Below are 25,413 nucleotides of genomic sequence, written 5' to 3'. Positions count from 1 at the left end.
TTCGCTCATGCGCTGGCCTGCATCGCTCGCCGGCCGGCTGGTGCTGGCCTTCGTTGTGGTGGCGGCCGTCACGCTCACCGCGGCCGGTGCGTATCTGTACTACGCGCTGAACGCCCAGTTGCGCGCCACCGACGACACCATGCTGCTCGGCAAGATCACGCAGCTGCGCCACCTGACCAGCGAGGCGACCAGCGCAGACGACCTGGCGCGCAATGCACACCGCTATACCGACGTGGTCTCCGGCCATGACGGGCTGATCCTGCGCATGGCCACGCCCGAGGGGCGCACGCTGATCGAGGTCAATCCGGAAGGCGAATCGGTGACGATGCCACCTGCCATTCCGGCCGAAACGCCACCCGCTGAATCGGCCGTGCACACCTGGACGTCGATGTCTGGCATTGCGTCGCGAGCAGTGGCCGCGGAGGCTTGGCTTGGGCAGACCGGCACCAAGGTCATCGTGCTGGTCGCACAGGACGGCGACAGCCGCGCTGCGCTACTGGCCAACTATCAGCGGCACATCGTCTTTGCGGTGGTGGGCGGTGTGGCTGCCGTGGCGCTGCTGAGCCTGCTGCTGGTGCGCAGCACGTTGCGGGGGCTGAAGCGCATTGGGCGACAGGCTGCGGCGGTGGTCCCCAGCCAGCTCGACACACGTCTTGCGCTTGAGGGGGCGCCGCGCGAGTTGGCTGAACTGCTGGCCTCGCTCAACGCCATGCTCACGCGCCTGCAGGACGGCTTTGCGCGGCTCTCGCAATTCTCGGCAGACCTGGCGCATGACTTCCGCACGCCGCTGGCCAACCTCGTCGGCCAGACTGAAGTCACGCTCGCCCACCCGCGCACGGTGGAGGAATACCGCAGCGTGCTCGAATCCAACCTGGAGGAATACGCACGCCTGTCGCACATGATTGAAGACATGCTCTTCCTGGCGCGTGCCGATCATGCACGCGTGGCGTTGTCCGTAGCGCCGTTGGACGCACGACATGAAATTCAGGTGCTGGTGGACTACTTTGAAGCCGTGGCCGCCGATCGCGAGATCGCCATCCACGTCACGGGCGATGCGCAGGTGCACGCAGACGCGACGCTGCTGCGCCGCGCGATCAACAACCTGCTGGACAATGCGCTGCGCTACACGCCGACGGGTGAACGTATCGATGTGGTGGTGGGACGCCTGCCCCAAGCGATCAGCATCGCTGTGCGCAACCCGGGGCCAACCATCCCGGCCGCGAGCCTGCCACTCCTATTCGAGCGCTTCTACAGGGAAGACCCATCGCGCACGCAATCCAGCCAGTCCACGGGGTTGGGACTGGCCATCGTGAAGACCATCATGGACCTGCACGGGGGTACGGTGCAGGCCAGCAGCCCGCCGGGTGGACGGACCGAGTTCCGGCTGGTGTTTCCGGCTTAACGACGCTTTGGTGCCCGTCGGTCAAGTCCCCGCAGTTCAAGTCCCCGCCGTTCAAGTCCCAATGCGCAGCGCCGACGGCGTACGTGTTGCATCACGTCCGTCGTCACGCAGCACCTGCCGATACGCCGCGGCCACCAGTTGGCCGATGAAGCGCAGCAGACGGCGCGGTGCGTTGATGTCTTCCGTGACGGCAAAGCGCGCTGCCATGCCGTCTGCCGGGTCGCCCGAGAGCCAGAAGCGCACGCCTGCCGGCACGTCGATCGATTGACCGGGCTTGAGCCAGATGTCCTGCATCTGATGTTCTTGCGTGACCCACAACAGCCCGGCTTGTGCGGCGATGGTTTGGGTCCGTGCCGACCGCCAGCTCACCGGCACGCCCGGCCGGTCCAGTTCGAAAATCCTGATTTCGCGCATGATGGAGACTCCTTGTGCCGGGGTTCGTGGTGGATGTATTTGGTATTGGGCACTGCTGGTCGGCACAATTCCATCTTGCGCGGCGTGTCAAGGCATTGACATGAACAGTTGCGAACAGTTTGGCTGAACTGTTCAGCATCTTTCGCGAACAGTTTGCCGCGCCCAATCCAGCGGGAAACATTCGATTGCTAAACTGGCGCCCCTCCGTCCCTTTGCCCGTCAGCCCCCCTTTCATGCCCTACCTCTCCGGCCAGGATCGCGTCCTGCTGGTCAGGTTGGAACCGGGTGTGGTAGGTATGGACAGTATTGACTTCAGATCGACGAATCCGTGCAGGCAAGCGTTATGAAAAGCAAAAGTAGAGCAACACTCATCGGACTCATTGCGGTGTTGCTGTGGAGCTCGATCGTCGGCTTGATCCGCGGCGTCAGCCAGAACCTGGGGGCGGTGGGCGGCGCCGCCATGATCTATTCCGTTGCCTCGGTGCTGCTGTTGTTCACCGTGGGCCTTGGGAATCTGAAGACGTTTCCCCGGCGTTATCTGGTGTGGGGCAGCCTGCTGTTCGTTTCCTACGAGCTGTGCCTGTCTTTGTCGATCGGCTATGCCAACAGCGGCCGGCAGGCCATCGAGGTGGGGATGGTCAACTACCTCTGGCCGACCTTCACGATGCTGTCGGCCATCGCATTTAACAAGCAGCGCGCGAATGCCCTGATCGTGCCGGGCGCACTGGTCTCCATCCTGGGGATCTGTTTCGTGCTGGGTGGGGACCAGGGGCTGGATCTCGCCGGCATGGCCGCAAACGTGAAGGACAACCCGCTCAGCTACGGACTGGCCTTCGCAGGGGCGGTGATCTGGGCAGCGTATTGCACGGTCACCAGCCGCATTGCTGGGGGCAAGAACGGCGTCACGCTGTTCTTCATGCTGACGGCGCTCGCCCTGTGGATCAAGTTCTTCACAACGGGTGGCGGCACGATGCACTTCAGCGCACCGGCGGCCATCTACCTGGCGCTGGCGGCCTGCGCGATGGGGTTCGGCTATGCGGCCTGGAACGTCGGCATCCTGCACGGCAACGTCACGGTTCTGGCCGGCGCGTCGTACTTCATCCCAGTGTTTTCCGCCGCGCTGGCGGCTGCGCTGCTGCATGCCCCGCTGTCGTTCGCGTTCTGGAAAGGCGCGTCGATGGTGGTGGCAGGGTCGATCCTGTGCTGGCTCGCAACGCGCGGACAACGCGCAAAGGCATCGTCCGCGCCCAAGCCAACGACTTCACACGAGCAGCCGAGCGCCCACGGACAGTGAGCGCCAGGCGGTGCCCGCGCCTCAGCTCGCTGCCTGTTGCACCAGCCGGTGGTAGAAGCGGATCAGCTCAACCAGGTTGGCCTCGGTAATCCGCTCGTTGGTGCCGTGAAAGCGCGGCAGGTCTTCCGGCTTGGCGCGCACCGGCGAGAAGCGGTACACGTGGTCCGCAATGCCAATCATGTGGCGCGAATCCGTCGCGCCAATCATCAACCCCGGCGCTACCACCGTGCCGGGAAACAACTCTCGCACCGTCTTGTTGATCAACTGGTACGACGCCGATTGCGTGGGCGACACCGGCGAGGCTTCGCTCACGCCCGGCAGGTTGCTCAGCTCGAACTTGCCGTTGGGTGCCGCGGCCTTGGCGGCGTTCTCCACGTGCTCAGTGATTGACGCCACGGTATCGCCCGGCAGCAGGCGGAAGTTGACGATGGCCTCGGCACGGCCGGGCAGCACGTTGTCCTTGTTGCCGGCCTGAATGACGGTCAGCGCCGTGGTGGTGCGCAGCATGGCATTGGAACTGGCAGATGCCTCGAGCTGCTTCTGCACCAGCGGGCCGAACAGCCACAGGTTCGACAGCGCGACACGGCTGAAACCCTGCATCTCGGGCGCCAGCGTCTGGAACATCTCCTGCGCCACACCACGGATGCCGGCGGGCAGTTGATCGTCGTCCAGGCGCTTGAGCGCGGCGCTCATCATGGCGATGGCGCTCTGGCCATGCGGCGGTGGCATCGACGAATGCCCCGGGGTGGCCGATACCTTGAGTTGCATCGACAGGAAGCCCTTCTCAGCCACGCCGATCAGCGCGGCCGGCTTGGTCAGCCCCGGCAGCACGCCCTCAGTAATCAGCAACCCTTCGTCGATCACGAAATCAAGGCGTTCGCCGCGCGACTTGAGCAAGGCAGCGATCTGCTTGGCACCTCGATCGCCGCCCACTTCTTCGTCGGCACCAAAGGCCAGGTGGATGGTGCGGCGCGGCTTGAAGCCGCTGGCGGCCAGCAGTTCGATGGCCTCCATCTGCGAGATCAGGTTGCCCTTGTCGTCCCACGCGCCCCGGCCCCAGACCATGCCGTCCTTCACCACGCCGTCGAAGGGCGGTTCTTTCCAGTCGCCTTCCGTGCCGGAGGCGATGGGCACGACGTCCTGGTGCGCCATCAGCATGATGGGTTGCAATGACGGGTCGGTGCCCTTCCAGGTGTAGAGCAGCGCAAAGTCCCCCACCTGCTCGCGTTGCAGCACGGCGTGCGCCTTGGGGTAGCGCGCCTCCAGCATGGCGTGCAGCTGGCGGAACTGGTCGGCGTTCAACTGCGCGTCGGTGGCGCTGGAGACGGTGCGTGCGCGCACGGCCTCCGCCAGGTGCGCCGCTGCGGCCGGGCCGTCCACGGCCACCGGCGTAACGGCCGGCACATCGAGCTGGCGCGAGCCATGCCGCCAGGTGTTGAAGGCCACATAGGCCGCCACCACAACCACCACTGCGATCACGAGCCGCAACAGCCGCCCGATCACTGCACCACGACGCTTGTACGACGCTCTCATTGGTCTCCGCTCCTTGAGGGTGAACTGCCTTCGCCCAGCATGCGTGCACCGGGCGTAAGGCGTCAGTATCGCTGTACTCGCGTGCCGCCGCCAGCACACCTCAACACGTCACCATGCCCTGACCGAGTAACCATCTACGCAAATATTCGTGGGAATAGGGCCACCCGCCATGCTGGAATCACCCCATGTTCCCTTTGCGGTATGCACACCCATGAAGCTCACACATCGACTCTTCCTCGCCCTCGCCACCCTCACATTGACTGCTGCCGCGCATGCGGCACCGTTGCGCATTGGCGTCACGCCCGGCGCGCTGGCCGATTCCGTAGAGGTGGCCGCCGCCGAAGCCCGCAAGCAGGGGCTGGACGTCAAGGTGGTCGAACTGACCGACTGGACCACACCCAATGTTGCGCTCGCCTCGGGTGATCTGGATCTCAACTACTTCCAGCACCAGGCCTTCCTGGACAACGCCATCAAAGAGCGCGGCTATGCGTTCAAGAGCGTCGGCATTGGCGTGCTGGGCAACATTGGTTTGTATTCCAGCAAGATCAAGCGCCTGTCCGATCTGAAGGACGGCGCGCGCGTGGCGGTGGCCAATGACCCCGTCAACCAGGGCCGCGGCCTGTTGCTGCTGCAAAAGGCGGGGCTGATCAAGCTGCGCGATGGCGTGGGTGCACGCGGCACCCTCAATGACGTGGTGGCCAACCCGAAGAAGCTCAAGTTTGTCGAAATCGAAGGCCCGCAACTCGTGCGCGCACTGGACGACGTGGACCTCGCGCAGGGCTATCCGGCGCACTTCGTCAATGCGGGCAAGGGGGACATTGCCGGCGCTGGCCTGCTGTACTCGGGCATCGACGACGAGTACTTCGCCATCCGCTTCGTGTCGCGGCGCGACAACGCGGGCGATCCGCGCATCGCGCGCTTCATCAAGCTGTATCAGGAGTCGCCGGCCGTGCAGCAGCAGATCCACACGTCGTATGCCAACGACAACAAGCTCTACACCCTGCCCTGGCTCAAGCGCTGAAACGATGACCCGGTAACGCCATGACCACACTTGTCTCGAACCCCGTCCACGCCTGGTCCGACGCGCCCGCGCCCCATGCCAGGCCAGCCGACGCCGTTGTTGCCACGCCCACCGCCGGCACCATCACCTTCCGCAACGTCGGCAAGACGTACCGCGCGGCGGCGGGCGATGTGCACGCGCTGCAAGGCATCGACCTCGACATTCCGGCCGGTGGCATCTTCGGCATCATCGGGCGCAGCGGCGCGGGCAAGTCCAGCCTGCTGCGCACCATCAACGGGTTGGAGAAGCCGACCAGCGGGCAGGTGTTGGTGGACGGCGTTGACGTCGGCACGCTTAGCACGCAAGCGCTGGTGGGGTTGCGCCGGCGCATCGGCATGATCTTTCAGCACTTCAATCTGCTCTCCGCCAAGACGGTGTGGGAAAACGTCGCGCTGCCGTTGAAGGTGGCCGGCGTGCCAGCGGCGGAGATTGCGCAACGCGTGGATGCGCTGCTGGCCCTGGTTGGGCTGGAGGGCAAGCAGCACGTGTATCCGGGGCGCCTGTCCGGCGGGCAGAAGCAGCGCGTGGGCATTGCCCGCGCACTGGTGCACCGGCCCGAGATCCTGCTGTGCGACGAAGCCACCTCCGCGCTCGACCCGGAAACGACTGACGCCATCCTCGCGCTGCTGCGCGACATCAACCGCCGCCTGGGCCTGACCATCGTGCTCATCACGCACGAGATGGGGGTGATCCGCGACATCTGCGACAACGTGTTGGTGCTCGAAGCCGGTCGCGTTGCAGAGCAGGGCTCTGTGTGGCGCGTCTTTGGGGACCCGCAGCACGACGCCACGCGCGCCCTGCTGCAACCGCTGCGCGGCGGCCTGCCCGACGACGTGGCAGCACGCCTGCAGCCCGCCCCGCCCACGCGCGGCGCCTTTGAGCAACTGATTGAGCTGGGCTACACCGGCACGGCCGCCGTGCCCGAGCTGGCGCAGATCGCCCAGGCGCTGCGCTACCCGACACGCCTGCTGCGCGCCGATCTCGACCGTATCCAGGGCCGCACGCAAGGGCGCTTGCTGATTGCCGCAGCGGGCGGTGTCCTCTCGCAAGACGCGCTGGCGGCCTTGCAACTGTCTCAGTCCACCCGGAGCCTCGGCTATGTCCCCGCTCACGATTGACCGCATCTGGCAGGGCCTGCTCGACACGCTGACGATGGTGTCCGCATCTGCGCTGATCGCCGCGCTGGCCGGCATTCCGCTGGCGCTGATCCTGGTGCTGACGGCACCCGGCAGCACGCTGGAATCGCCCCGCGTGCACCGCGTGCTGGGCGCGCTCATCAATGGCTTTCGTGCCACGCCCTTCATCATCCTGCTGGTGGCGCTGTTGCCCTTCACGCGGCTGGTGGTGGGGGCCACCATTGGCGTGTGGGCGGCGGTGGTGCCGCTGTCGATCAGCGCCACGCCGTTCTTTGCGCGCATTGCCGAGATCAGCCTGCGTGAAGTCGACCGCGGCCTGGTGGAAGCCGCGCAGGCCATGGGCTGCGAGCGCCGCCACATCGTCTGGCACGTGCTGCTGCCCGAAGCCCTGCCCGGCATCATCGGCGGCTTTACGCTCACCATCGTCTCGCTGATTGGCGCATCGGCCATGGCGGGCGCGGTGGGTGCAGGCGGCCTGGGCGACATCGCCATCCGCTATGGCTACCAGCGTTTCGACACCACGGTGATGGCGGTCGTGATCGTGCTGCTGATCGGGCTGGTGAGCGTGGTGCAGTGGGTGGGAGATCGATCGGTGCAGCGGTTGAAGGCACGTTGAGCCGCCTGCGCGCACCATCGCGCGACTATGCATCTGCGCAATCCTTCGTTGTTGCAGTTGCAGTGGCGTCCTTAAGATGGGCGAAGGGGTCGGAGGGCCCTTTCATCCATCACACCGCACCACCATGACGCCGACCCACGCGCGCCTGCGCCTGCTTTCTCCTGCAACGTTCCTTACGCTGTTGCGCCGACTGGCGAGCGCCGCCATCGCCACGATTGTCACCCTGGGCACACTTGTGCTCGCACCCCATGCCCAGGCGCAGAACGCGCTGCCGCAAGAGATCCGGCTGGACTACGCCTACTACTCACCGCCCAGCCTGGTGCTCAAACGCTTTGGCTGGCTGGAGGAGGCGCTCAAGGCCGACAAGGTGAACGTGCGCTGGGTACTGAGCCAGGGCAGCAACCGCGCGCTGGAGTTTCTCAACAGCGGCAGTATTGATTTCGGCTCCACGGCCGGCCTGGCCGCCGTGCTCAGCCGCGCCAACGGCAACCCGATCAAGGGCGTCTACATCTACAGCCGCCCGGAATGGACCGCGCTGGTGGTGCCCAAGGATTCACCCATCCGCTCGGTGCGGGATCTGAGAGGCAAGAAGATCGCCGCCACCAAAGGCACCGACCCTTACCTGTTCCTGTTGCGCAGCCTGCACGACGCCGGCCTGCGCAAGACCGACATCGAACACGTCAGCCTGCAACATGCCGACGGCCGCGCCGCGCTGGAGCAAGGCCGTGTTGATGCATGGGCCGGGCTGGACCCGCTCATGGCCGCCAGCGAACTGGAATCCAGTGCGCGGCTGCTCTATCGCAACGTGAACTACAACACGTACGGCCTGCTGAACGTCAACGAGGCATTTGCCGCCAAGTATCCACAGGCAGTGGAGCGCGTGCTGGCCGCCTACGAGCGGGCGCGCCTGTGGATCCTGGCCCACCCGGATGAGACCGCGCGCATCGTATCGGAAGAAGCCAAACTGCCGCTGGCCGTGATCAAGGTGCAATTGCTGCGCAACGACTTCAGCCAGCCGGTGCCTGGGCAGCAGCACATTCAGGCGCTGACGGCCGCGGCCCCCATCCTGACCGAGGAAAGCCTCGTCAAGCCGGGAACGGACGTTGCCCAGGTCGTCCGCACGCTCATCGAGCCGCGCTATGCGCGCGCCGTCGTCCGCTGATCATGTCTGCCGAGCCCGCCACGCTGAGCACCCCCGCTCCGCCTGTCACCGACGATGCGCCCGCACGCATCCGTCTGGCGTTGCATCCGGGTAACCGATTCGTTGGGCTGGTGCTACCGATCGTCGCGCTGCTGTGCTGGGAAGGGGCCGTGCGGGCGGGCTGGATTGCCGCCAACCTGCTGCCGCCGCCATCGGAGCTGGCAGCCACCCTGCGTGAGTTGGTCACCGGCGATGCACTGCCCGCCCACATTGTCGTGAGCATAGTGCGCGTTCTCGCGGGGTTCGCCATGGGGGCGGTGCTTGGCATCGTCTTGGGCACAGCCGTTGCGCTCAACCGGTGGACCGCCGCCCTGCTCGACCCGACGTTCCAGGCGCTGCGCGCCATTCCTTCGCTGGCCTGGGTGCCGCTGCTGCTGTTGTGGCTCGGTATCGACGAGGCGCCCAAGGTGGTGCTGATCGCCATCGGCGCGTTCTTTCCGGTGTATGTGGCCGCGCAGGCAGGCATCCGCAATGTCGATCGCAAGCTGGTGGAAGTGGGCGTGATGGCGGGACTGCGGCACGGGGCAATCATTCGGCGCATTCTGGTGCCGGCCATGCTGCCGCATCTGTTCACCGGGCTGCGTACCGGGCTGAGCGTGGCGTGGATGTTTCTGGTGGCGGCGGAATTGATTGCCGCCACGCGCGGCCTCGGCTACCTGCTCAGCGATGGCCGCGAAACCGGCCGTGCGGACATCGTCATCGTCGCCATCCTGATCCTGGCCGTGCTGGGCAAGCTGAGTGACAGCGTGCTGCGCGCGCTGGAGTCTCGCAGCCTGGCCTGGCGCGACAGTGCACTGCCATGAATGCTCCGACGCATCCCTCCCTCCTGCGCCACACCGATCAACCGCTGGTCGATGTTCGCGTAGATGCACTCCGGTTCGGCACGCAAACCGTGCTGGGGCCGATCCGCTTTGACGTGTCTGCCGGTGAGGTGGTTGTGGTGCTGGGCCCCAGCGGCTGTGGCAAGAGCACGCTGTTGCGGATCGTGGCAGGTCTGGAGTGTGGCCACGTCGGCCAGGTCACGGCGCACCAGCACGCCCCTGTCGACCACGCCGGTCGTACCGGCTTCGTGTTCCAGGAACCGCGCCTGCTGCCGTGGCTGACGGTAGCCGAGAACGTCGGCTTTTCGGCCGGCTTGCGCCGGGATGCCGCGCTGGCTGACCCGCGCGTTCGCGCCCTGCTGGCTGAAGTCGGCCTGACCGATGCGGCAGCGCTACTACCCAAGGCGCTGTCCGGCGGTATGGCGCAACGCGCCGCGATTGCCCGTGGGCTGTTTACCGAGCCACCCCTGTTGCTGCTCGACGAGCCCTTCAGCGCGCTCGACCCCTTCACCCGCATGCGCCTGCAGGATCTGCTGCTGCAGCTTGCGGCACGACACGGCACCACGCTGTTGATCGTCACGCATGACGTGGACGAGGCACTGCACCTTGCCGACCGCATCCTCGTCCTGGCACCCGAGCCGGGGCGCATCGTGGCGGATCTGCCAGTCGACATACCCCGCATTGTTGCGGGGCCAGCCGTCATCCGCCCGCGCCAGCATGAACGGCTGACGGCATTGCGTGCGGAAATCTTCACCCACCTTGGCACCGTCGTCTGATTAAAAGAAAACCGCCGATCCGACACACGAAGCATCGGATCGGCGGCAGACCTTCCGTTCTTGATGTCAGCGCCGCGCCAGCGCGCTCACCACACGCACCAGTTCGTCCACCTCCTCGCAGGTGTTGTAGAACGCCAGCGACGGCCGCACCGTGGCTTCCACCCCAAAGCGCCGCAGGATCGGCTGCGCGCAATGGTGGCCGGAGCGCACGGCAATGCCCTCGCGGTTGAGCGCCGCACCCACCTCTTCCGTGCGATACCCCGCCAGCGTGAACGACAACACACTCGCCTTGTTGGCGGCCGTGCCGATCAGCCGCAAACCGGGAATGCGCGACAGCCCATGCGTGGCATACACCAGCAGGTCGTGCTCATAGCGGGCGATGTTCTCCAGGCCAATGCGATCGACGTAATCGAGCGCAGCGCCCAGCCCCACCGCATCCGCAATGTTGCCGGTGCCGGCCTCGAAGCGCGCGGGCGCTGGCTGGTACAGCGTCTTCTCGAACGTGACGTCGGCAATCATGTTGCCGCCGCCCTGCCACGGCGGCAGCGTGTCGAGCAGATCCTGCTTGCCATACACCACGCCAATGCCCGTCGGCCCGAAGATCTTGTGGCCGGAGAACACGTAGAAGTCCGCATCCAGCGCCTGCACGTTCACGCGCAAGTGCGAGACCGCCTGCGCGCCATCCACCAGCACGCGCGCACCTGCTGCATGTGCCAGCGCGATGATCTCCTGCACCGGCGTCACCGTCCCCAGCGCATTCGATACCTGCGTGACAGACACCAGCTTCGTCCGGTTGCTCAGCAGCTTGCGGTATTCGTCCAGCAGGATCTGGCCGCTGTCGTCCACCGGAATCACGCGGATGCGCGCGCCCACCTGCGCAGCAAGCTGCTGCCACGGCACGATGTTGGCGTGGTGCTCCAGGTGCGAGACGATGATCTCGTCCCCTGCGCCGATGTGCTGGCGGCCGAACGTCTGCGCAACGAGGTTGATCGCCTCGGTGGCGCCGCGCACGAAGATGATCTCGCTTGACGACTTCGCACCCAGGAAACGCGCGACCTTGTCGCGTGCCCCCTCGTAGGCATCGGTCGCTCGTGCAGCCAGCTCATGCGCCGCGCGGTGGATGTTGGAGTTCTCGTGCGCGTAGAAATACGCCAGCCGATCGATCACCGCTTGCGGCTTGTGCGTGGTGGCGGCGTTGTCCAGCCAGATCAGCGGCCGGCCATTCACGCGCTCGGCCAGGATCGGAAAATCCCGCCGAACCGCTTGCACGTCGAACGTGCTGGCGCGATGCGGCTGGTGGCTGGTGTCACGTGACGCTTCCAACGTAGGCACAGTGGGCGGCGCAAGGAAGTAGAACTGCCCCGCCTGCGCCGCGCCGCCCGGCTGCCGCAACGCGTCCGGCCCCGCGGGTGGCGTGCCCGCCGCACCATCGATCAACCGTGCCAGCGCATCGGTACCCGGCAGGTGGAACGGCTGCGCCGAGACACGATCATCCGGCACACCCGCCTCTGACGCCGCCACCCCCGCATGCGGCACGGCGGACTGGTAGCCGCTCGCCTCACCCAGGAAGTAGTACGGCGAACTCGGGACCGAGACGGGATGCGCCGGTGCAGGCTGGCCATGACCGGATGCCGCCTGCGGCAGCGCTGCAGCGTACTGCGTGGGCACACCAAGCACAGGCACCTGGGGCTCGATCGGTGCCACGTCGGCAACGGGCAACGCACTCAGTTGCGGCGATGCACCTGCCGGCGCCAGATCGATCGCAGGCTCCGGCTCGCTGCCCGGCAGCGCCGTGAAGAACGCGTTGGCCAACTGCGCCAGCGTGGCCGGGTCAGGCAAACCGGTCGGCAGCGCCAGGCCACTTACGCCGGGCGGGTTACTTGTAGGTGTCGGGGTAGTCATGGTACTTGCCGATCTCCACGTCTTCGAGCACCGCCAGCGCGTCTTCGGTCAGCACGGCCAGCGAGCAATACAGCGAAATCAGATACGACGCGATGGCGTTCCGGTTGATGCCCATGAAGCGCACCGACAGACCCGGGCTCTGCTCGCCCGCCACACCCGGCTGATACAGGCCGACCACGCCCTGGCGCTTGTCGCCCACGCGCAGCAGCAGGATCTTGGTGCGGCCGTTCTCATCAATGGGCACCTTGTCCGACGGAATGAGCGGCAGGCCGCGCCAGGTGATGAATTGCGAGCCGAACAGGCTGACGGTGGGCGGCGGCACGCCACGGCGCGTGCACTCGCGGCCAAACGCGGCAATCGCCAGCGGATGCGCGAGGAAGAACGCCGGCTCTTTCCACACCTTGGTGATCAGCTCGTCCAGATCGTCCGGCGTGGGCGCGCCAGTGAGCGTGGAGATGCGCTGCGTTTCATCCACGTTGGCCAGCAGGCCGTAGTCGGGATTGTTGATCAGCTCGCTTTCCTGACGCTCCTTGATGGTCTCGATGGTCAGGCGCAGCTGCTGCTGAATCTGGTCGTGCGGGCTGCTGTACAGGTCGGACACGCGGGTGTGCACGTCCAGCACCGTCGTCACCGCGTTGAGGAAGTACTCGCGCGGCTGGTCTTCGTAATCGACGAAGGTTTGCGGCAACTCCGCCTCCGCCTCGTCGCGCTGCGAGCAGGCGACACGCACATCGCGCGGATTCTTCACGCGATTCAGGCGGAAGATGCCCGCCTCCACCGGCTGCCATTGCAGCAGGTGCACCAGCCAGCGCGGGCTGATGGTGGACAACTGCGGAACGGTCTTGGTCGCGTTCGCCAACTGGCGTGCGGCGCTGTCGCCTAGCGCGGTGCGCACGTCCTGGGTATCTGCTTCTGCCATGCAATGACTCCCAACTTCATTTGAGGAAAAATGCGCTCCGCCCTACAGGTGGAGCACGGTGGAAAAAACGGGAATGGGCGCGTGACGATTCAGCGCGTGGCAACCTCGCCGCGCGCTTGGAGCGCATCGGTTTGCGCGTCGTTCTGCACGTTTGCCTGCGTGATGCTGCTGCCGGGTGGCACGCTGCGCGTGAGCCACACGTTGCCGCCAATGGACGAGCCGCGCCCGATGGTGATACGCCCAAGGATGGTCGCCCCGGCGTAGATGACGACATCGTCTTCCACCACCGGATGGCGCGGCGCGCCCTTCTCCAGATGGCCTTCGGCGTCTGCAGAAAAGCGCTTGGCGCCCAGCGTCACCGCCTGGTAGATGCGCACGCGCTGGCCGATCACGGCTGTCTCACCAATCACCACGCCGGTGCCGTGATCAATGAAAAAGCCGCTGCCGATTTGCGCGCCGGGGTGGATGTCGATGCCGGTGTCGGCATGCGCGGTCTCGGCCACCATGCGCGCGAGCAGTGGCAGTCCCGCGCGGTACAGGTGATGCGCAATGCGGTGGTGAATGACGGCGAGGATGCCCGGGTAGCACAGCAGCACCTCGTCGACGCTGCGGGCGGCCGGATCGCCGTGGTAGGCGGCCAGCACGTCGGTGTCGAGCAACCGGCGCAACGCCGGCAGCGCCGCCGCGAAGTCGCGCACCAGCTGTACGGCGTCGGTATCGGTATGGATGTCAGCATCGTGTGCGCCAGCCTGGCGTGCGGCGTGGCGCAGCTCAAGCCGGACCTGCGCGACCAGCGCATTGAGCGCCGCATCAAGCGTATGACCGACGTAGAAGTCTTCACTCTCTTCGCGCAGGTCCGTCGGCCCGAGCCGCATGGGGAACAACGCCCCGCGCAGCGCGTCCAGGATCAGCCGCACGGCCTCGCGCGAGGGCAGCTCTCGACCCGTGGCTTCCGTACGGCCGTTGCGCGCACGCCAGTCGGCACGCGCCGTGTGCAGTTCGCTAACAATGCGGTCCAGTTGCCAGCCGGCGCTTTGCACGGGCGCAGGCCGCCCCGCGATGATGCTGTCGCTCATCGTCGCTCCCCTGTTCAGTGTTCAGTGATTGGTCTTGTGGTTGGGTGCTGCGCGCCAGTGCAGGACTTCAGTCCTGCTGCCAGGGCAGACCCCAGCGGCGCCAGCCACCGGCCTCGCCGCGCTGCTGCTGTTCATCGAGATCGCCCTCGAAGCCTTCGAGCACGTTGAACACGTTGGCGAAGCCTGCCGCTGCGGCGGCTTCGGCTGCCGCCGCAGAGCGCTTGCCGCTTCGGCAGAGCAACAGCAACACGGCGCCCTTGGGCGCGGCCTTCTCCAACTCGCGCAGGAAGCGCGGGTTCTTGAGCATGGCGGGGCCCGTCTGCCAGGCAACATGCGCGGTGTTGGGCACACGGCCCACGAACTTGCGCTCCTCTGCGGTGCGCACGTCTACGAGGATAGCCTCGCCGCGGCTGGCCAGCGCCCAGGCCTCGGCCGGTGAGAGACCGCCCGCATAGCGCAACCCTTGTGCGGCAGCGTGGGCGCGTGCGCGCTCCAGCAGGGCGTCAGAAGGCGTCGCCAATACACTGTCGAGCACGGCCTGAACGGCCGGATCACGCGCAACAGCGGCAGCTTGAGCAGGGTTGGAAGACATCGGACCTCCGGCTTGGCAACAATGAATGATGGACAAGCCCACTCTAGCCGTGGGTGATATTTGATAAAACGAATAAAACCGCCCTTCGATCAACGTTTATCGCATAAGGCAGAGGTCAGCGCGCCTTCCCCTTGCACAGCGGGTCGCTACAATGCAAACACTCACGAACAGTTGTATGTGACTGTTCTGCATCATCCGCTACGGAGGGCTATCGCCCATGAAGCTCCTGATCGACGCCACCACCCGCGTGCCCATTGCTGACCAGATCGTGGCCGGCGTGCAGACCTGGATTCGAGACAACGATGTGCGGCCAGGCGCCAAGCTGCCGTCGATCCGCCAGTTGGCGGCCGAGTACAGCATCAGCCGCTTCCCGGTGATCGAGGCGTATGACCGGCTGGTGTCACTGGGGCTGCTGGATTCGCGCCACGGCTCGGGCTTCTACGTGGCCGAAAGCGGCCTGACCGGGCGGGCAGGACGCGGCTGGTCTGACCCGCGCCGGGCGGAGATCGAATCCGATCACATCCTCGAGCAGTTCAACTACCCCGATGCGTCACTTAAGCTGGGCGGCGGTTTTGTACCGGCGGACTGGCGCGACCTGGACGGCCTCACGCAGGCCATCCGCCAGGTCTCGCGCACCGACGTGGAAGCCGTCATCGACTACGCCACGCCGCTGGGCAACACCGCGCTGCGCCAGCAGATCATGATGCGCGCCCGCCAACTGGGCATCCAGGCCGAGCTGCCCAACGTGATGATGACGGTGGGGGCCAGCCAGGCCATCGACCTCGTCATCCGCCATCTGCTCAAACCCGGTGACACCGTGTTTGTAGAAGACCCGGGCTACTACAACGTGTTTGGCCTGCTGCGCCTGCATGGCGTCAAGCTGGTCGGCATTCCACGTACCGCTGATGGCCCCGACGTGGAAGTGACCGAGGCGATGCTGCGCGAGCACCGCCCCAAGCTGTTCTTCATCAACAGCGTGCTGCACAACCCGACGGGCTCGGTGCTGTCACCGCCGGTGGCGTTCCGCCTGCTGGAGCTGGCGCGGCGCCACGGCTTCGTATTTGTGGAAGACGACATCTTTGCCGACATCCAGGGCGACCCGACCGCGCGGCTGGCTACGCTGGACCAGCTCGAACACGTGATCTACGTTGGCGGGTTCTCCAAAACAGTGTCGGCATCGCTGCGCGTGGGTTACCTGATTGCGCGGCGCGATCTTGTGCAGGATTTGACCGACGTGAAGATGCTCACCAGCGTGGGCGGCTCGCGCTTTGCAGAGGCCGTTGTCGCCACATTGCTGGAACGCGGCGCCTATCGCAAATACGTCGAGCGGCTGCGCCAGCGCATCGGCGATTCGATCATCGCCTCGCTCGATGTGCTGACCGACGCGGGCTGGGAGGTGTTTCACCACCCGCCCGGCGGCAACTTCCTGTGGGCGCGCGTGCCGCACGTGGAGGATTCGCGAGACCTTGTGACTGCGGCGGAACAGCATAGCGTGACGCTGGCGCCCGGTAGTTACTTCCGGCCGAACCTTGAGGTCTCGCCCTGGGTGCGGATCAACACGGCCTATACCAACGAGGCACGTGCGCGGGCCTTCCTGCAAGAGATGGGCCGGCGCCCGGCGCGCAAGCGGGCCTGAGTCTGCCGCGCATGTCGCACTGACACGCTTGTGCAAACTTTCGCACACCGCAGCGCCATCTTTGTTGTCTAGAGTCGGTCCGGCTTTGCTGATGAACCCGCAGTTCTCGCCCGTTCTCGCTCATGCCGACCTTCCGCTACGAGGCCGTCACGCCGGCCGGACAACTGCGCCGTGGCGTCATCGACGCCGATGGCAGCCGCGGCGCGCGCACCCTGCTGCGCTCGCGTGGCATGACGCCGATCGACGTATCGGCCGTGGCCGAGCGCACCGCCGATACCAGTCTCAACGGGCTGCTCGGCCATCGCCTCGGCACTACGGAGCAGGCGCTGTTCACGCGCCAGCTGGCCAGCTTGTTGACGGCCGGGCTGCCGCTGGACGAAGCACTGTCCGCCCTGGCGGCTGAAGCCGAACGCGATTACGTACGCGACCTCATCAGCACGCTGCGCTCGGAGGTGGTGGGCGGGCAATCGCTGTCCGGTGCACTGGCCCGCCATCCGCGTGACTTTCCTGACATCTATCGCGCCCTGGTTTCCGCGGGGGAGCACACCGGCAAGTTGCACGTGGTGCTCTCGCGCCTGGCCGATTACATCGAAGGCCGCAACGCGCTCACCCAGAAGATCAAGCTGGCCTTCACCTACCCGGCCGTCGTTACCGTGGTGGCATTCGGCATCGTCGTGTTCCTGCTGACCTACGTGGTACCGCAGGTGGTGGGGGTGTTCACGACAACCAAGCAGAAGTTGCCGACACTGACCATCGTCATGCTGGCCTGCAGTGACTTCGCTCGCGACTGGGGCTGGCTGGCTGCCATGGTTGCGGTGGGCATCGGCGTGGGTGTCAAACGCCTGCTGCGGCGCCCGGGCCCCCGACAAGCGTGGCACGGCTGGCTGCTCGGTGCACCGCTGGTCGGCCGGCTCGTGCGCGGCTACAACACGGCGCGCTTTGCCAGCACGCTGGCAATTCTCATCAGCGCGGGCGTGCCGATCCTGCGGGCGCTACAAGCCGCCGGTGAGACGCTCAACAACGTGGTGCTGCGCCAGAACGTGGAAGACGCCATCAGCCGCGTGCGCGAAGGCACATCGCTCTCGCGGGCGCTGGCACATGCGAACCGGTTCCCGCCCGTGCTGGTCCACCTGATCCGCTCGGGAGAGTCCACCGGCAACCTCGCCCCCATGCTGGACCGCGCAGCCGAGGGCGAAACACGCGAACTGGAGCGCCGCACGCTGTTCATCACCGGTCTGCTGGAGCCGGCGCTCATCTTGAGCATGGGCGTGATGGTGCTGCTGATCGTTCTGGCCGTGCTGATGCCGATTCTCGACATCAACCAGATGGTGCGCTGAGCATGCGCACCGGCATGCACGCACGCGGCTTCACGCTGCTGGAGATGCTGGTGGTGGTGGTCATTATCGGCATCGTGATGGGGGCGGTGGTCGTCAATGCACAACCGAGCCAACGCACGGTGCTGGAACACCAGGCGCAGCGCCTGATCTTTCTGCTGCAGGCGGCGCACGACGAGGCGCGCCTGCGCTCCCAGCCCATCATGTGGGAGGCGACGCCCGAGGGCTATCGCTTCCTCATCCGCGAGCGCGATACGTGGCAACCGTTGCGGGACGACCTGCTGCGCGCGGGCCAATGGCGCCGGCCGTTGTCTGCACTGTCGCTCATGCAGGTGGGCCGCCCCGCGCAATCCGGCAGCGTGCGCGTGCTGTTCGGCCGCGAGGCCATCGAGCCGCCCATCACCCTGCGCATGGCGGTCGACGCGGCTCAGGTCGCTATCGTCACCACGGGCCCGAGCCGCTATGTTGTGCAATAGACCCGGGCGGCGGCGCGCTGCCGGCTTCACGTTGCTGGAAGTGCTGGTGGCGCTGGTGATCGTGGCCGTGGCGCTCGGTGCCTGCCTGCGAGCGACCGGCTTGCTGGCCGATTCCAGCGCTGGCATGCGCGAGCGCACGCTGGCGCAATGGAGCGCCGCCAACCACCTTGCGCGCATGCGCCTGGCCAATGCTGTACCGCCGCCGGGGCTGCATCGCACACCGTGCAGTCAGGGGCGCATTGCGCTCACATGCGAAGACACGGTCATCGTGCTGGAGAACCCGGTATTCCATCTGGTCGTCGTCTCCGTCTATCGCGAAGGCGAAGGGTTGGAGACGCGCGTGCGCCTGGCGCAGGTGGCCACCGTGCTTGCCGACATGTCCAACCAGGCCTTCTGATGCTGATGCAGCGCGCCCGTTCGTCCGCCGGCTTCACTCTCATCGAAATGGTGATCGCCATCACCATCCTAGCGATCATTGCACTGATCTCGTGGCGCTCGCTGGACGGCATCATCCGTGGCCAGCATCGGTTGACGGACAGCCTGGAAGAGACACGCGCCATCGACCGTCTGTTCGAGCAGCTCGATACCGACTTTGGCGAGGCCGTGCGCGACGACGATCTCGGTCAACCATCTGTTGTGTTTGGCGATGGCGACCTGCGCATCGTGCGCATGCTGCGCGACACGCGTCAGCCGATCCGCTGGCAGGTGGTGCGCTATCGCGTGGACGGTGGCTCGCTCATCCGCGAGGCTTCGGTGCCACTCAACGAGCGCGGCTCCGCACGTGAAGCGCTGAATGCCACATTGCCGGAGCGACTGACGCTGTTGGAACATACATCGGCGCTGCAAGTACGTGGGTGGACAACACAGGGGTGGCGGGCGTTGTCGGCAGATGCCTCGCGCCCCGCATCCGCCGTGGCTGTCCCCGGCATGCTGTGGCGGATAACCCCCAACGCCGTGACAGGCCTGGAAGTGACCGTGATGGTCAATGACGCGCCCTATACCAAGGTCGTTCTGGCGGATCTGTAGCGTACGGCTCCCGCTTCAACCATCAATGCCCGGCATGACCGGCTCGCGCACCCACAGCACAGAGGTGCGGTAACGCTCGCCGATGCCCTCTCGCAGGATCAGCGCATCGAGTGAACGTGTGGCCCGCCCATTGCGCAACCGACTGTGCGCAATGAAGTAGCGACTGCGCGTTTCCAGCAGGATGTCGCCCTGCTCGGCCGAGCCTGGCGCAATGGCCTTCAGGCGGTTGGTCAGATCCCCCATATCGCGAAACCATGCCCTGTCACGGCTCGACACCAGCGCAGCCGCCTGCCCCGGCGACAGACCACGAATCGTTGCCGCCAGCACCTCCGGCCCCGCCGTGTTCAGGTTGACAGACGTAGGCTCGGGCAGCACCACCACATAGGGCGCGAGCTTGCGCACGCCGTCGGCCGTATAGCCGGGAATGCGCACCAGGTCTTCCGGCTGCGCGAGCGCGAATGCGGAAGATGCCTTCGGGTCAAGACTGCGCAGAATGGCCGTGGCCGTCAGTGCCGCCAACGACGGATCGAGGTCGGCTTTCGCCAGCAACTGCTGATACACGCGCACACCTTCCGGCCGGATGCCCGGCGGCTTGCCGCCTTCGGCAGCCGTCACCAGCGTGTTGAGATTGAAGCGCGCCTGCGCATCTTCAATGTAGCCGTCGACGCCCATGTCCCCCGCGGCACCGAACGCCTGCGCGCCCGCCTTGCCCAGCACGCTGGCTACCGGCAGATCGTTGACGGGTGCGGCCCAGCGCTGGCCGAGATGATCGGCAGGTGCGGTGCGCGCGTTCTCACGCAACAGCATGCGCGCCCACTCCACAGAGGCCCGCTGCATCCACACCGTGTCGGCGCGCAAGCGTTGCACCTCTACCGTGCGGACGGCGGCCTTCTGGCCGGCGAACATCGTCGCCACCAGCGTCACCGCCATCGCCACCACCAGCAGGGCGGTGACGACGGCCGCGCCCCGCTCACAACGTATGCGGCTGCGCTTCATGCCTCCGCCCGGCGCAGATAGGTCCAGAACGCACCCACATCCTCTGCATTCACGCTGGGCTGTGCCTCTTCAAGATACGTCTGCGACAAGCTCACCTCCTCCATATGGAACAGATGCTGTTGCGAGGGCAGCAGCGTCGCGCGTGGATGTGTGTAGTGCGCGCGAAAGAAACGCGGCGGTGACCCACGCTGCGTATGCAGGTCGTGCACATCGCGCACGGACGAGTCGAACCAGAAATGCAGCCAGCGCCCGCCGCGTTGCCGCCCCGCCAGGATGAAGCCCGCATACGACAGCAGGATGTACGGCACGCTCGCCGGCTTGAGTTCTTTGTACGCCCACAGGTTGCGTGCCGAAGCGTAGTCGAGCAAGGCAATGAAACGCGCCATGGAAAGCGTAGGCGCATGGTGTGGCCGCCTCATGAACGCAAAGTGCCACTGCCATTGCGCGAGAAAGCGCTCGCGGTTGCGTTGCGCGAGTGCGGCATCCGCTTGCTGTTCGACCGTGATGTCGGTCGGCGCCTCGCCATTGCGCACGAGCGGGCAGCACAACCGCTCGCCGCTGATATGGCTGAAGCGCGGCTTGAGCCTGTCGCTGTTCGACCCAATCACGTACAACGCCCCATGGCAGATCGGGCAGCGTGCGCGCGGCACATGTTCGGTCTTTGCCAAGTGACCAAATTCTTCCAGGTACATCGCTACCGTCAACATGCGTTCTTCGGTCGGATGCAAAGCCAAGTTCATGAATTGACCTCATGGTTGGATGGATCTGCAACGCCCCCCCCTTGTGATGCCTTACGTCTTGCGTTGTGCCTTGCTCTACTTTGGAGCGAGATCAAAAAGGCAATACACGCCCCTGGCTGAATACGCCATGGTTTGTGTTCAATTGAATTTCAATCAGAATGCAATAAAACAACTCAATTGTTTTGATTGCATTCCGCATTCGTGCATGGTGCAATGCCTTGCGCTTGTCACCGTGAAACCCAAACGCAGAGCCTGCCTCTAATTGACGAACGGCGCCCCGTAAAACCGCATACGACTTATATTTCACGGCTTTCAAATCGCAGAAACTCATGACGCAAGTGCATGAGCTAGCGCCATCGCTTTTTCATCTGCTTATCCCGCCTGATTCACACCCGGCATCAATACTCTGCATGCCGATGTGAATGCATTCATGCGTGCACATCGGCAAAACAACACAACTTGTATTTGCTGATCCCTATTCCTCTGGAGCACTCCATGAAGCTGAAGCAAGTCATGATTCAAGCCGCCTGCGCCGCGCTGGCCCTTGGCACCGCCACGGTGGCCTTCGCCGGTACGCAACCGAACCCGAGCCCGGCATCGCCGGTGGTCGTTGGCGGTGGCGCTTCGCTGCCTGAGTTCCTGTACGGCTCGGAAATCGCTGCATTTGGCCCGAACCACATCTATGCCGTGACGGGCAGCGGCGCCGGCAAGACCGCATTGCTGACCAACGCTCCGGCCGCCTTCAACAACGCCTACCAAACGCCGCGTTCCGACACGACTGTGCACTTCGCCGGTAGCGACTCGGTGCTGAGCAGCACGGAAATCAACACCTACAACACGAACCGCCGTCCCACGGAAGGCAACCTGGTGCAGATCCCGTCGGTCGGCACGCCGGTCGGCATCCCGTTCAAGAAGGATGGTCTGAGCGCGGTTACGCTGAACGACGACCAACTGTGCGGCATCTTCTCGGGCCAGATCACTGACTGGAGCGCCATCGACAGCTCGGTTTCCGGCACGATCAAGGTCGTCTACCGTTCGGACAGCAGCGGCACGTCGGAAATCTTCACGCGCCACCTGAACGCCGTTTGCACGAGCGGCGGCAACTCGAACGTCGCTTTCGTGGTGAGCACGAAGTTCTCCGACAGCTTCCCGGGCGGTTTCCCGAGCAACTTCGTGGGTGGCAACCTGAGCGCAGGTGTACGTGATGGCGTGGCAACCGGTAACGCAATCGGTTACCTGAGCCCCGACTACATCAACACCACGCTCGCCCCGAGCTCGGGTGTTGCCACGCAAAACCTGGCCGCCGCTTCGCTGACCAACGCAACCGACGGTCTGGACTATCAACCGACCTCCTCCAACACCACGCAGGCACTGCTTTCGCTGCCGGCAGTGGGCTCCGACTTGTCCAAGCCCGAAAGCTGGGCGCTGACGGTCGCTACCCCGGCCGCTGGCTACCCGATCTCGGGCTTGACGTACCTGGACCAAGTCCAGTGCTACAAGGACGCCACGGTGCAAAGCAAGATCCTGGGTTTCCTGGATCGTCACACGACGTACTCGGGTACGAACGACAACCGTCCGCGGATCCGCAACAACGGTTTCGCTCCGCTGCCGACCACGCTGGTCAGCGCCATCCGCGACAACCTGATCAACAACGTCAACGGCAAGAACGTCAACATCGGCAACACCACGGCTTGCGCAGGCAAGGCTGGTCGTTAATCGAGTGCGACATTGGCAGCGGTTCGCCGCTGTCGCGAGGTTTGAGCCCGGCATTGCCGGGTTTTTTTGCAAACAACGTTGCCTGCACCCGCTGACTGATTTGTGAGTCATATCACCCTCGTCCGCATACCTGGAGACACCCAATGCGCCACGCATTACACTCAGTTTTCACGCTGATCGTTCTATCTACAGTTGGCATTGCCGCTACGGCGCTTGCTGGAACTCAGCCTTACCCAACACCGCAATCCCCGGTTGTTGTAGGCGGCGGCTCGTCGCTAGGGGCGCCGCTATATGCCGCTGAAATTGGCGCGTTCGGCCCCAACCATATCTACGGCACAACGGGTAGTGGAATAGGTAAAACTTCATTGCTGACCAACAATCCGAACTGGTGGATTCGAGGTGAAAGCGACTCCTTCAATAGCGCGTATGTGCCCCCCCGCACCGACACGGTTGTGCACTATGCGGGTAGTGACTCGGTTCTGAGCGCCTCGGAAATTAACACCTACAACGCGAACCGCCGCCCTACCGAGGGCAACCTGGTACAGATTCCCTCGTTCGGTACCGCTGTTGGCATTCCCTTCAAGAAGGCTGGCCTGAGCACGCTCACGCTGAATGATGACCAACTGTGTGGCATCTTCTCCGGCCAGATCACCGACTGGAGTGCTCTCGACAGCTCGGTCTCGGGCATGATCAAGGTGGTCTACCATTCCGACAGCAGCGGAACATCAGAAATCCTCACTCGCCACCTCAACGCTGTGTGCGTGATAGGCTATAACTCCAATGTCACCTTCGTGATCAGCACGAAGCTCTCCGATAGCTTCCCGGGGGGCGTGATGCCTGCCAACTTCGTAGGACGCATCCTGAGCACTGGCATGCGTGACGCTGTGGCTACCGGCAACACAATCGGTTATCTGAGCCCGAACTACATCAACACAACGTTCGCTCCGAGCTCGGCTGTGGCCACGCAGAATCTGACTGCCGCGTCTCTGACCAATGCGAACGACGGCCTCGACTACCAACCGGACTACCTCAACACCATGCAGGCACTGAGCGACCTGCCTGCAGTTGGCGGCGACCTGTCCAGGCCCGAAAGCTGGGCACTGACGGTTGCCACTCCGCCTGCGGGCTACCCAATTTCGGGCCTGACCTACCTGGATCAAGTCCAGTGCTACAAAGACGCCACGGTGCAAGGCAAAATCCTGGCATTTCTTGATCGCCATACGACGTACTCGGGCACGAACAACAACCGTCCGCGGATCCGCAACAACGGTTTCGCTCCGCTGCCGACCACGCTGGTCAGCGCCATCCGCGACAATCTGATCAACAACGTCAACGGCAAGAACGTCAACATCGGCAACACCACGGCTTGCGCAGGCAAGGCTGGTCGTTAATCGAGTGCGACATTGGCAGCGGTTCGCCGCTGTCGCGAGGTTTAAGCCCGGCATTGCCGGGCTTTTTTCATGGTCGTGCAAACGCTGCAGCATCAAAGCAGAACGATGGATTGCATTACTGCGCGACGGCTTCCGTGGACTGAGCTGCGTTTACATCCGATGCAACAGCCCGTGCTTCCGGCTCATCGCGGTAGTTGCGCAGGTAGACGAAGAACTCGCCCATCATCTGCATCCACAAGCGGATCTGCATGGCCAAGTGCTCGCTGGAGATGCCGGCAGCGGCGATCACGTCCATCTCCAGCACAACAAAATCACCGTGCTGTGCGAGACGCGCAAAACGGCGCGAACGGTGCCAATCAGCAATCAGCCCGTCGGGCAGCGTGCCACCCTGCACACGCAGCGGGCAGCTCAGCGTGAAGTCTGCATAGTGATCTGGCTCGATGGCGTTGCCCCACAGAATCTGGAAGCTGATGCCATGGCTGGCGCTGGTCAGATGGGAGATGCCACCTTGCTCGATGGCAGTTACAGCGCCGCCGGCCGCCTTGATGGCGTCAGACACATTGGTGGGGGAAAGCGTGGTCAGCATGGACATGGGCGTCATGTGCGTGAGTGAATCGGTGAGGAGAAAACTCAGGGCGCCTTGGGCGCTTCCGCGTGTGGCGCAGAGGCTTCGGGCGCAGAGGCTTCGGGCGCAGAGGCAGGCGTTGGCGCGGTAACAGCACGCGGGTCAAAACGACCTTCGTACAGCTTGTCGCCATACTCCTGCGCGATTTGCTCGTACTTGACGCGCGACTTGGTGGCGAATGGCTGGCGCGCGGCGATGACGGTGCTCACATCCATCGACTCGTAGGCGGTGAGCACTTCCTGGCCGACGGCGTAGAGCTTGGCGTTCTTGGCCTCGCATTGCTGCAAGGCGTTCTGCTGCGTGGTGGATGCAGTGGTCAGCTTCTGACGTTCGGCTTCGCTGGCGCGGGCACGGCGCAGCAGTTCGTCATACGCGGCCCGCAGTTGCGTGATCTGCGTGTTGACCTTTTCCGCCACGGTTTGCGCTTCGCGATGGGCGGCGGCGCTGCCCTCGCTCAGTTGGCGAGTGCGAGCCCGTTCTGCATCAAGCTGGGCGCGTAGGTCGGCAAGTTCTTTCTTGGCGGTATCAGACGTGGGCGCGTTGGCACCCCCACTGGCCTGCAGTTGCGCGAGCTGCGCCTGCGCTTGCTGAAGCTGCGTTGTGGTGGCACGCAACTGCGTGCGCAAGCGTTCTTCCATGCTGGGCTGTTGCGCCAGCGCAGCGCACGGCACCAGCGATGCCGCTGCCAGCAGCATCAACAGCCACCGCGAGGCAATTCGGTTCTCGTCCAC

General features: G+C 64.8%; 26 protein-coding genes. 15 read left to right on the top strand and 11 right to left on the bottom strand.

Annotated features, from left to right (window positions below; translation table 11 throughout):
- Window positions 1-7: 7 nt before the first annotated feature.
- Window positions 8-1,402, top strand: a complete 1,395-nt coding sequence (locus tag C404_RS36100; protein ID WP_031328939.1) for a heavy metal sensor histidine kinase — start codon at window positions 8-10, stop codon at window positions 1,400-1,402.
- A gap of 51 nt (window positions 1,403-1,453) precedes the next feature.
- Here C404_RS36100 and C404_RS36095 read toward each other — a convergent pair whose 3' ends face one another.
- On the bottom strand, window positions 1,454-1,816 hold the full coding sequence (locus C404_RS36095; RefSeq protein WP_021193614.1) for a DUF2917 domain-containing protein: 363 nt from the start codon (window positions 1,814-1,816) through the stop codon (window positions 1,454-1,456).
- A gap of 343 nt (window positions 1,817-2,159) precedes the next feature.
- On the opposite strand from C404_RS36095, the gene yddG reads away from it, so the two are divergent.
- The gene (gene yddG, locus C404_RS36090) at window positions 2,160-3,110 is read left to right on the top strand and encodes an aromatic amino acid DMT transporter YddG (RefSeq protein WP_021193613.1); all 951 of its coding nucleotides are present in this window, start codon (window positions 2,160-2,162) and stop codon (window positions 3,108-3,110) included.
- A 21-nt stretch (window positions 3,111-3,131) separates the two neighbouring features.
- On the opposite strand, the gene C404_RS36085 is transcribed toward yddG, so the two are convergent.
- On the bottom strand, window positions 3,132-4,643 hold the full coding sequence (locus C404_RS36085; protein ID WP_021193612.1) for a M20 family peptidase: 1,512 nt from the start codon (window positions 4,641-4,643) through the stop codon (window positions 3,132-3,134).
- A gap of 211 nt (window positions 4,644-4,854) precedes the next feature.
- Here C404_RS36085 and C404_RS36080 point away from each other — a divergent pair, with 211 nt between their 5' ends.
- The 6 genes from C404_RS36080 (at window position 4,855) to C404_RS36055 (ending at window position 10,253) form a co-directional block, all read left to right on the top strand.
- Window positions 4,855-5,664: a MetQ/NlpA family ABC transporter substrate-binding protein gene (locus C404_RS36080; protein WP_021193611.1), complete on the top strand. Its 810-nt coding sequence runs from the start codon at window positions 4,855-4,857 to the stop codon at window positions 5,662-5,664.
- 20 nt (window positions 5,665-5,684) lie between these two features.
- Window positions 5,685-6,821: a methionine ABC transporter ATP-binding protein gene (locus C404_RS36075; RefSeq protein WP_021193610.1), complete on the top strand. Its 1,137-nt coding sequence runs from the start codon at window positions 5,685-5,687 to the stop codon at window positions 6,819-6,821.
- Complete coding sequence (locus C404_RS36070; protein WP_021193609.1) at window positions 6,802-7,455, top strand: methionine ABC transporter permease; 654 nt, start codon at window positions 6,802-6,804, stop codon at window positions 7,453-7,455. The genes C404_RS36075 and C404_RS36070 overlap by 20 nt, the downstream gene beginning before the upstream one ends.
- A 124-nt stretch (window positions 7,456-7,579) precedes the next feature.
- On the top strand, window positions 7,580-8,617 hold the full coding sequence (locus C404_RS36065) for an aliphatic sulfonate ABC transporter substrate-binding protein (protein ID WP_021193608.1): 1,038 nt from the start codon (window positions 7,580-7,582) through the stop codon (window positions 8,615-8,617).
- A 2-nt stretch (window positions 8,618-8,619) separates the two neighbouring features.
- On the top strand, window positions 8,620-9,459 hold the full coding sequence (locus C404_RS36060; RefSeq protein ID WP_021193607.1) for an ABC transporter permease: 840 nt from the start codon (window positions 8,620-8,622) through the stop codon (window positions 9,457-9,459).
- The gene (locus C404_RS36055; RefSeq protein ID WP_021193606.1) at window positions 9,456-10,253 is read left to right on the top strand and encodes an ABC transporter ATP-binding protein; all 798 of its coding nucleotides are present in this window, start codon (window positions 9,456-9,458) and stop codon (window positions 10,251-10,253) included. Before C404_RS36060 ends, C404_RS36055 begins: the two co-directional genes overlap by 4 nt.
- Window positions 10,254-10,319: 66 nt before the next feature.
- Here the strand turns inward: C404_RS36055 and C404_RS36050 are convergent, their stop codons facing one another.
- The 4 genes from C404_RS36050 to C404_RS36035 all read right to left on the bottom strand — a co-directional run bounded on the left by C404_RS36050 (window position 10,320) and on the right by C404_RS36035 (window position 14,742).
- Window positions 10,320-12,155 (bottom strand): family 2A encapsulin nanocompartment cargo protein cysteine desulfurase, encoded by a 1,836-nt coding sequence (locus tag C404_RS36050; protein WP_031328936.1) that lies wholly within the window; start codon window positions 12,153-12,155, stop codon window positions 10,320-10,322.
- Window positions 12,130-13,074: a family 2A encapsulin nanocompartment shell protein gene (locus C404_RS36045; RefSeq protein WP_021193604.1), complete on the bottom strand. Its 945-nt coding sequence runs from the start codon at window positions 13,072-13,074 to the stop codon at window positions 12,130-12,132. Before C404_RS36045 ends, C404_RS36050 begins: the two co-directional genes overlap by 26 nt.
- Before the next feature lie 89 nt (window positions 13,075-13,163).
- On the bottom strand, window positions 13,164-14,150 hold the full coding sequence (gene epsC / locus C404_RS36040; RefSeq protein WP_021193603.1) for a serine O-acetyltransferase EpsC: 987 nt from the start codon (window positions 14,148-14,150) through the stop codon (window positions 13,164-13,166).
- Window positions 14,151-14,217: 67 nt separating this feature from the next.
- A complete protein-coding gene (locus C404_RS36035) occupies window positions 14,218-14,742 on the bottom strand; it encodes a rhodanese-like domain-containing protein (RefSeq protein WP_021193602.1) in 525 nt (174 codons plus the stop codon).
- Window positions 14,743-14,959: 217 nt separating this feature from the next.
- Here C404_RS36035 and C404_RS36030 point away from each other — a divergent pair, with 217 nt between their 5' ends.
- The 5 genes from C404_RS36030 to C404_RS36010 all read left to right on the top strand — a co-directional run bounded on the left by C404_RS36030 (window position 14,960) and on the right by C404_RS36010 (window position 19,214).
- Window positions 14,960-16,378 (top strand): aminotransferase-like domain-containing protein, encoded by a 1,419-nt coding sequence (locus C404_RS36030; RefSeq protein WP_021193601.1) that lies wholly within the window; start codon window positions 14,960-14,962, stop codon window positions 16,376-16,378.
- Between the two features lie 122 nt (window positions 16,379-16,500).
- Window positions 16,501-17,715 carry a type II secretion system inner membrane protein GspF gene (gspF, locus tag C404_RS36025; RefSeq protein WP_021193600.1) on the top strand — a complete coding sequence of 405 codons (1,215 nt, stop codon included), beginning with the start codon at window positions 16,501-16,503 and terminating at the stop codon, window positions 17,713-17,715.
- 2 nt (window positions 17,716-17,717) lie between these two features.
- The gene (gene gspH / locus C404_RS36020; protein ID WP_021193599.1) at window positions 17,718-18,188 is read left to right on the top strand and encodes a type II secretion system minor pseudopilin GspH; all 471 of its coding nucleotides are present in this window, start codon (window positions 17,718-17,720) and stop codon (window positions 18,186-18,188) included.
- Window positions 18,175-18,585, top strand: a complete 411-nt coding sequence (gene gspI, locus C404_RS36015) for a type II secretion system minor pseudopilin GspI (protein ID WP_031328932.1) — start codon at window positions 18,175-18,177, stop codon at window positions 18,583-18,585. Before gspH ends, gspI begins: the two co-directional genes overlap by 14 nt.
- Window positions 18,585-19,214, top strand: a complete 630-nt coding sequence (locus tag C404_RS36010) for a PulJ/GspJ family protein (protein ID WP_021193597.1) — start codon at window positions 18,585-18,587, stop codon at window positions 19,212-19,214. Before gspI ends, C404_RS36010 begins: the two co-directional genes overlap by 1 nt.
- 15 nt (window positions 19,215-19,229) lie before the next feature.
- On the opposite strand, the gene gspK is transcribed toward C404_RS36010, so the two are convergent.
- The 3 genes from gspK to C404_RS59885 form a co-directional block, all read right to left on the bottom strand.
- The gene (gspK, locus tag C404_RS36005; RefSeq protein ID WP_021193596.1) at window positions 19,230-20,210 is read right to left on the bottom strand and encodes a type II secretion system minor pseudopilin GspK; all 981 of its coding nucleotides are present in this window, start codon (window positions 20,208-20,210) and stop codon (window positions 19,230-19,232) included.
- Entirely contained in the window at window positions 20,207-20,950 is a 744-nt protein-coding gene (locus C404_RS36000) for a hypothetical protein (protein ID WP_021193595.1), read from the bottom strand. The genes gspK and C404_RS36000 overlap by 4 nt, the downstream gene beginning before the upstream one ends.
- Before the next feature lie 91 nt (window positions 20,951-21,041).
- On the bottom strand, window positions 21,042-21,281 hold the full coding sequence (locus C404_RS59885) for a hypothetical protein (protein ID WP_152524413.1): 240 nt from the start codon (window positions 21,279-21,281) through the stop codon (window positions 21,042-21,044).
- A gap of 164 nt (window positions 21,282-21,445) precedes the next feature.
- On the opposite strand from C404_RS59885, the gene C404_RS35995 reads away from it, so the two are divergent.
- Together C404_RS35995 and C404_RS35990 are read left to right on the top strand one after the other, a co-directional pair.
- Window positions 21,446-22,666 (top strand): substrate-binding domain-containing protein, encoded by a 1,221-nt coding sequence (locus tag C404_RS35995; protein ID WP_021193594.1) that lies wholly within the window; start codon window positions 21,446-21,448, stop codon window positions 22,664-22,666.
- A gap of 143 nt (window positions 22,667-22,809) precedes the next feature.
- Window positions 22,810-24,057 (top strand): substrate-binding domain-containing protein, encoded by a 1,248-nt coding sequence (locus tag C404_RS35990; RefSeq protein WP_081659338.1) that lies wholly within the window; start codon window positions 22,810-22,812, stop codon window positions 24,055-24,057.
- A gap of 115 nt (window positions 24,058-24,172) precedes the next feature.
- Here the strand turns inward: C404_RS35990 and C404_RS35985 are convergent, their stop codons facing one another.
- Both C404_RS35985 and C404_RS35980 read right to left on the bottom strand, forming a co-directional pair.
- Complete coding sequence (locus tag C404_RS35985) at window positions 24,173-24,658, bottom strand: YbjN domain-containing protein (RefSeq protein ID WP_021193592.1); 486 nt, start codon at window positions 24,656-24,658, stop codon at window positions 24,173-24,175.
- A 29-nt stretch (window positions 24,659-24,687) separates the two neighbouring features.
- Window positions 24,688-25,413, bottom strand: a complete 726-nt coding sequence (locus tag C404_RS35980; RefSeq protein WP_021193591.1) for a hypothetical protein — start codon at window positions 25,411-25,413, stop codon at window positions 24,688-24,690.

The sequence above is a fragment of the Ralstonia sp. AU12-08 genome (assembly GCF_000442475.1).
Taxonomy (GTDB): Bacteria; Pseudomonadota; Gammaproteobacteria; order Burkholderiales; family Burkholderiaceae; genus Ralstonia; species Ralstonia insidiosa.
Note: the sequence above shows the minus strand (reverse complement) of the source record. Positions and strands in the feature narration are given on the sequence as shown.

What these genes read in the sequence shown, in the direction of transcription:
- C404_RS36100 (WP_031328939.1), top strand. Translation starts at nt 8, where the DNA reads ATGCGCTGGCCTGCATCGCTCGCCGGCCGGCTGGTGCTGGCCTTCGTT.
- C404_RS36000 (WP_021193595.1), bottom strand. Translation starts at nt 20,950, where the DNA reads ATGAACTTGGCTTTGCATCCGACCGAAGAACGCATGTTGACGGTAGCG.
- C404_RS36050 (WP_031328936.1), bottom strand. Translation starts at nt 12,155, where the DNA reads ATGACTACCCCGACACCTACAAGTAACCCGCCCGGCGTAAGTGGCCTG.
- gspF (WP_021193600.1), top strand. Translation starts at nt 16,501, where the DNA reads ATGCCGACCTTCCGCTACGAGGCCGTCACGCCGGCCGGACAACTGCGC.
- C404_RS36080 (WP_021193611.1), top strand. Translation starts at nt 4,855, where the DNA reads ATGAAGCTCACACATCGACTCTTCCTCGCCCTCGCCACCCTCACATTG.
- C404_RS36010 (WP_021193597.1), top strand. Translation starts at nt 18,585, where the DNA reads ATGCTGATGCAGCGCGCCCGTTCGTCCGCCGGCTTCACTCTCATCGAA.
- C404_RS36070 (WP_021193609.1), top strand. Translation starts at nt 6,802, where the DNA reads ATGTCCCCGCTCACGATTGACCGCATCTGGCAGGGCCTGCTCGACACG.
- C404_RS59885 (WP_152524413.1), bottom strand. Translation starts at nt 21,281, where the DNA reads ATGAGTTTCTGCGATTTGAAAGCCGTGAAATATAAGTCGTATGCGGTT.
- gspI (WP_031328932.1), top strand. Translation starts at nt 18,175, where the DNA reads ATGTTGTGCAATAGACCCGGGCGGCGGCGCGCTGCCGGCTTCACGTTG.
- gspH (WP_021193599.1), top strand. Translation starts at nt 17,718, where the DNA reads ATGCGCACCGGCATGCACGCACGCGGCTTCACGCTGCTGGAGATGCTG.
- C404_RS35985 (WP_021193592.1), bottom strand. Translation starts at nt 24,658, where the DNA reads ATGACGCCCATGTCCATGCTGACCACGCTTTCCCCCACCAATGTGTCT.
- epsC (WP_021193603.1), bottom strand. Translation starts at nt 14,150, where the DNA reads ATGAGCGACAGCATCATCGCGGGGCGGCCTGCGCCCGTGCAAAGCGCC.
- C404_RS36055 (WP_021193606.1), top strand. Translation starts at nt 9,456, where the DNA reads ATGAATGCTCCGACGCATCCCTCCCTCCTGCGCCACACCGATCAACCG.
- C404_RS36095 (WP_021193614.1), bottom strand. Translation starts at nt 1,816, where the DNA reads ATGCGCGAAATCAGGATTTTCGAACTGGACCGGCCGGGCGTGCCGGTG.
- C404_RS36030 (WP_021193601.1), top strand. Translation starts at nt 14,960, where the DNA reads ATGAAGCTCCTGATCGACGCCACCACCCGCGTGCCCATTGCTGACCAG.
- C404_RS35990 (WP_081659338.1), top strand. Translation starts at nt 22,810, where the DNA reads ATGCGCCACGCATTACACTCAGTTTTCACGCTGATCGTTCTATCTACA.
- C404_RS36085 (WP_021193612.1), bottom strand. Translation starts at nt 4,643, where the DNA reads ATGAGAGCGTCGTACAAGCGTCGTGGTGCAGTGATCGGGCGGCTGTTG.
- yddG (WP_021193613.1), top strand. Translation starts at nt 2,160, where the DNA reads ATGAAAAGCAAAAGTAGAGCAACACTCATCGGACTCATTGCGGTGTTG.
- C404_RS36045 (WP_021193604.1), bottom strand. Translation starts at nt 13,074, where the DNA reads ATGGCAGAAGCAGATACCCAGGACGTGCGCACCGCGCTAGGCGACAGC.
- C404_RS35995 (WP_021193594.1), top strand. Translation starts at nt 21,446, where the DNA reads ATGAAGCTGAAGCAAGTCATGATTCAAGCCGCCTGCGCCGCGCTGGCC.
- C404_RS36060 (WP_021193607.1), top strand. Translation starts at nt 8,620, where the DNA reads ATGTCTGCCGAGCCCGCCACGCTGAGCACCCCCGCTCCGCCTGTCACC.
- C404_RS36075 (WP_021193610.1), top strand. Translation starts at nt 5,685, where the DNA reads ATGACCACACTTGTCTCGAACCCCGTCCACGCCTGGTCCGACGCGCCC.
- gspK (WP_021193596.1), bottom strand. Translation starts at nt 20,210, where the DNA reads ATGAAGCGCAGCCGCATACGTTGTGAGCGGGGCGCGGCCGTCGTCACC.
- C404_RS36065 (WP_021193608.1), top strand. Translation starts at nt 7,580, where the DNA reads ATGACGCCGACCCACGCGCGCCTGCGCCTGCTTTCTCCTGCAACGTTC.
- C404_RS36035 (WP_021193602.1), bottom strand. Translation starts at nt 14,742, where the DNA reads ATGTCTTCCAACCCTGCTCAAGCTGCCGCTGTTGCGCGTGATCCGGCC.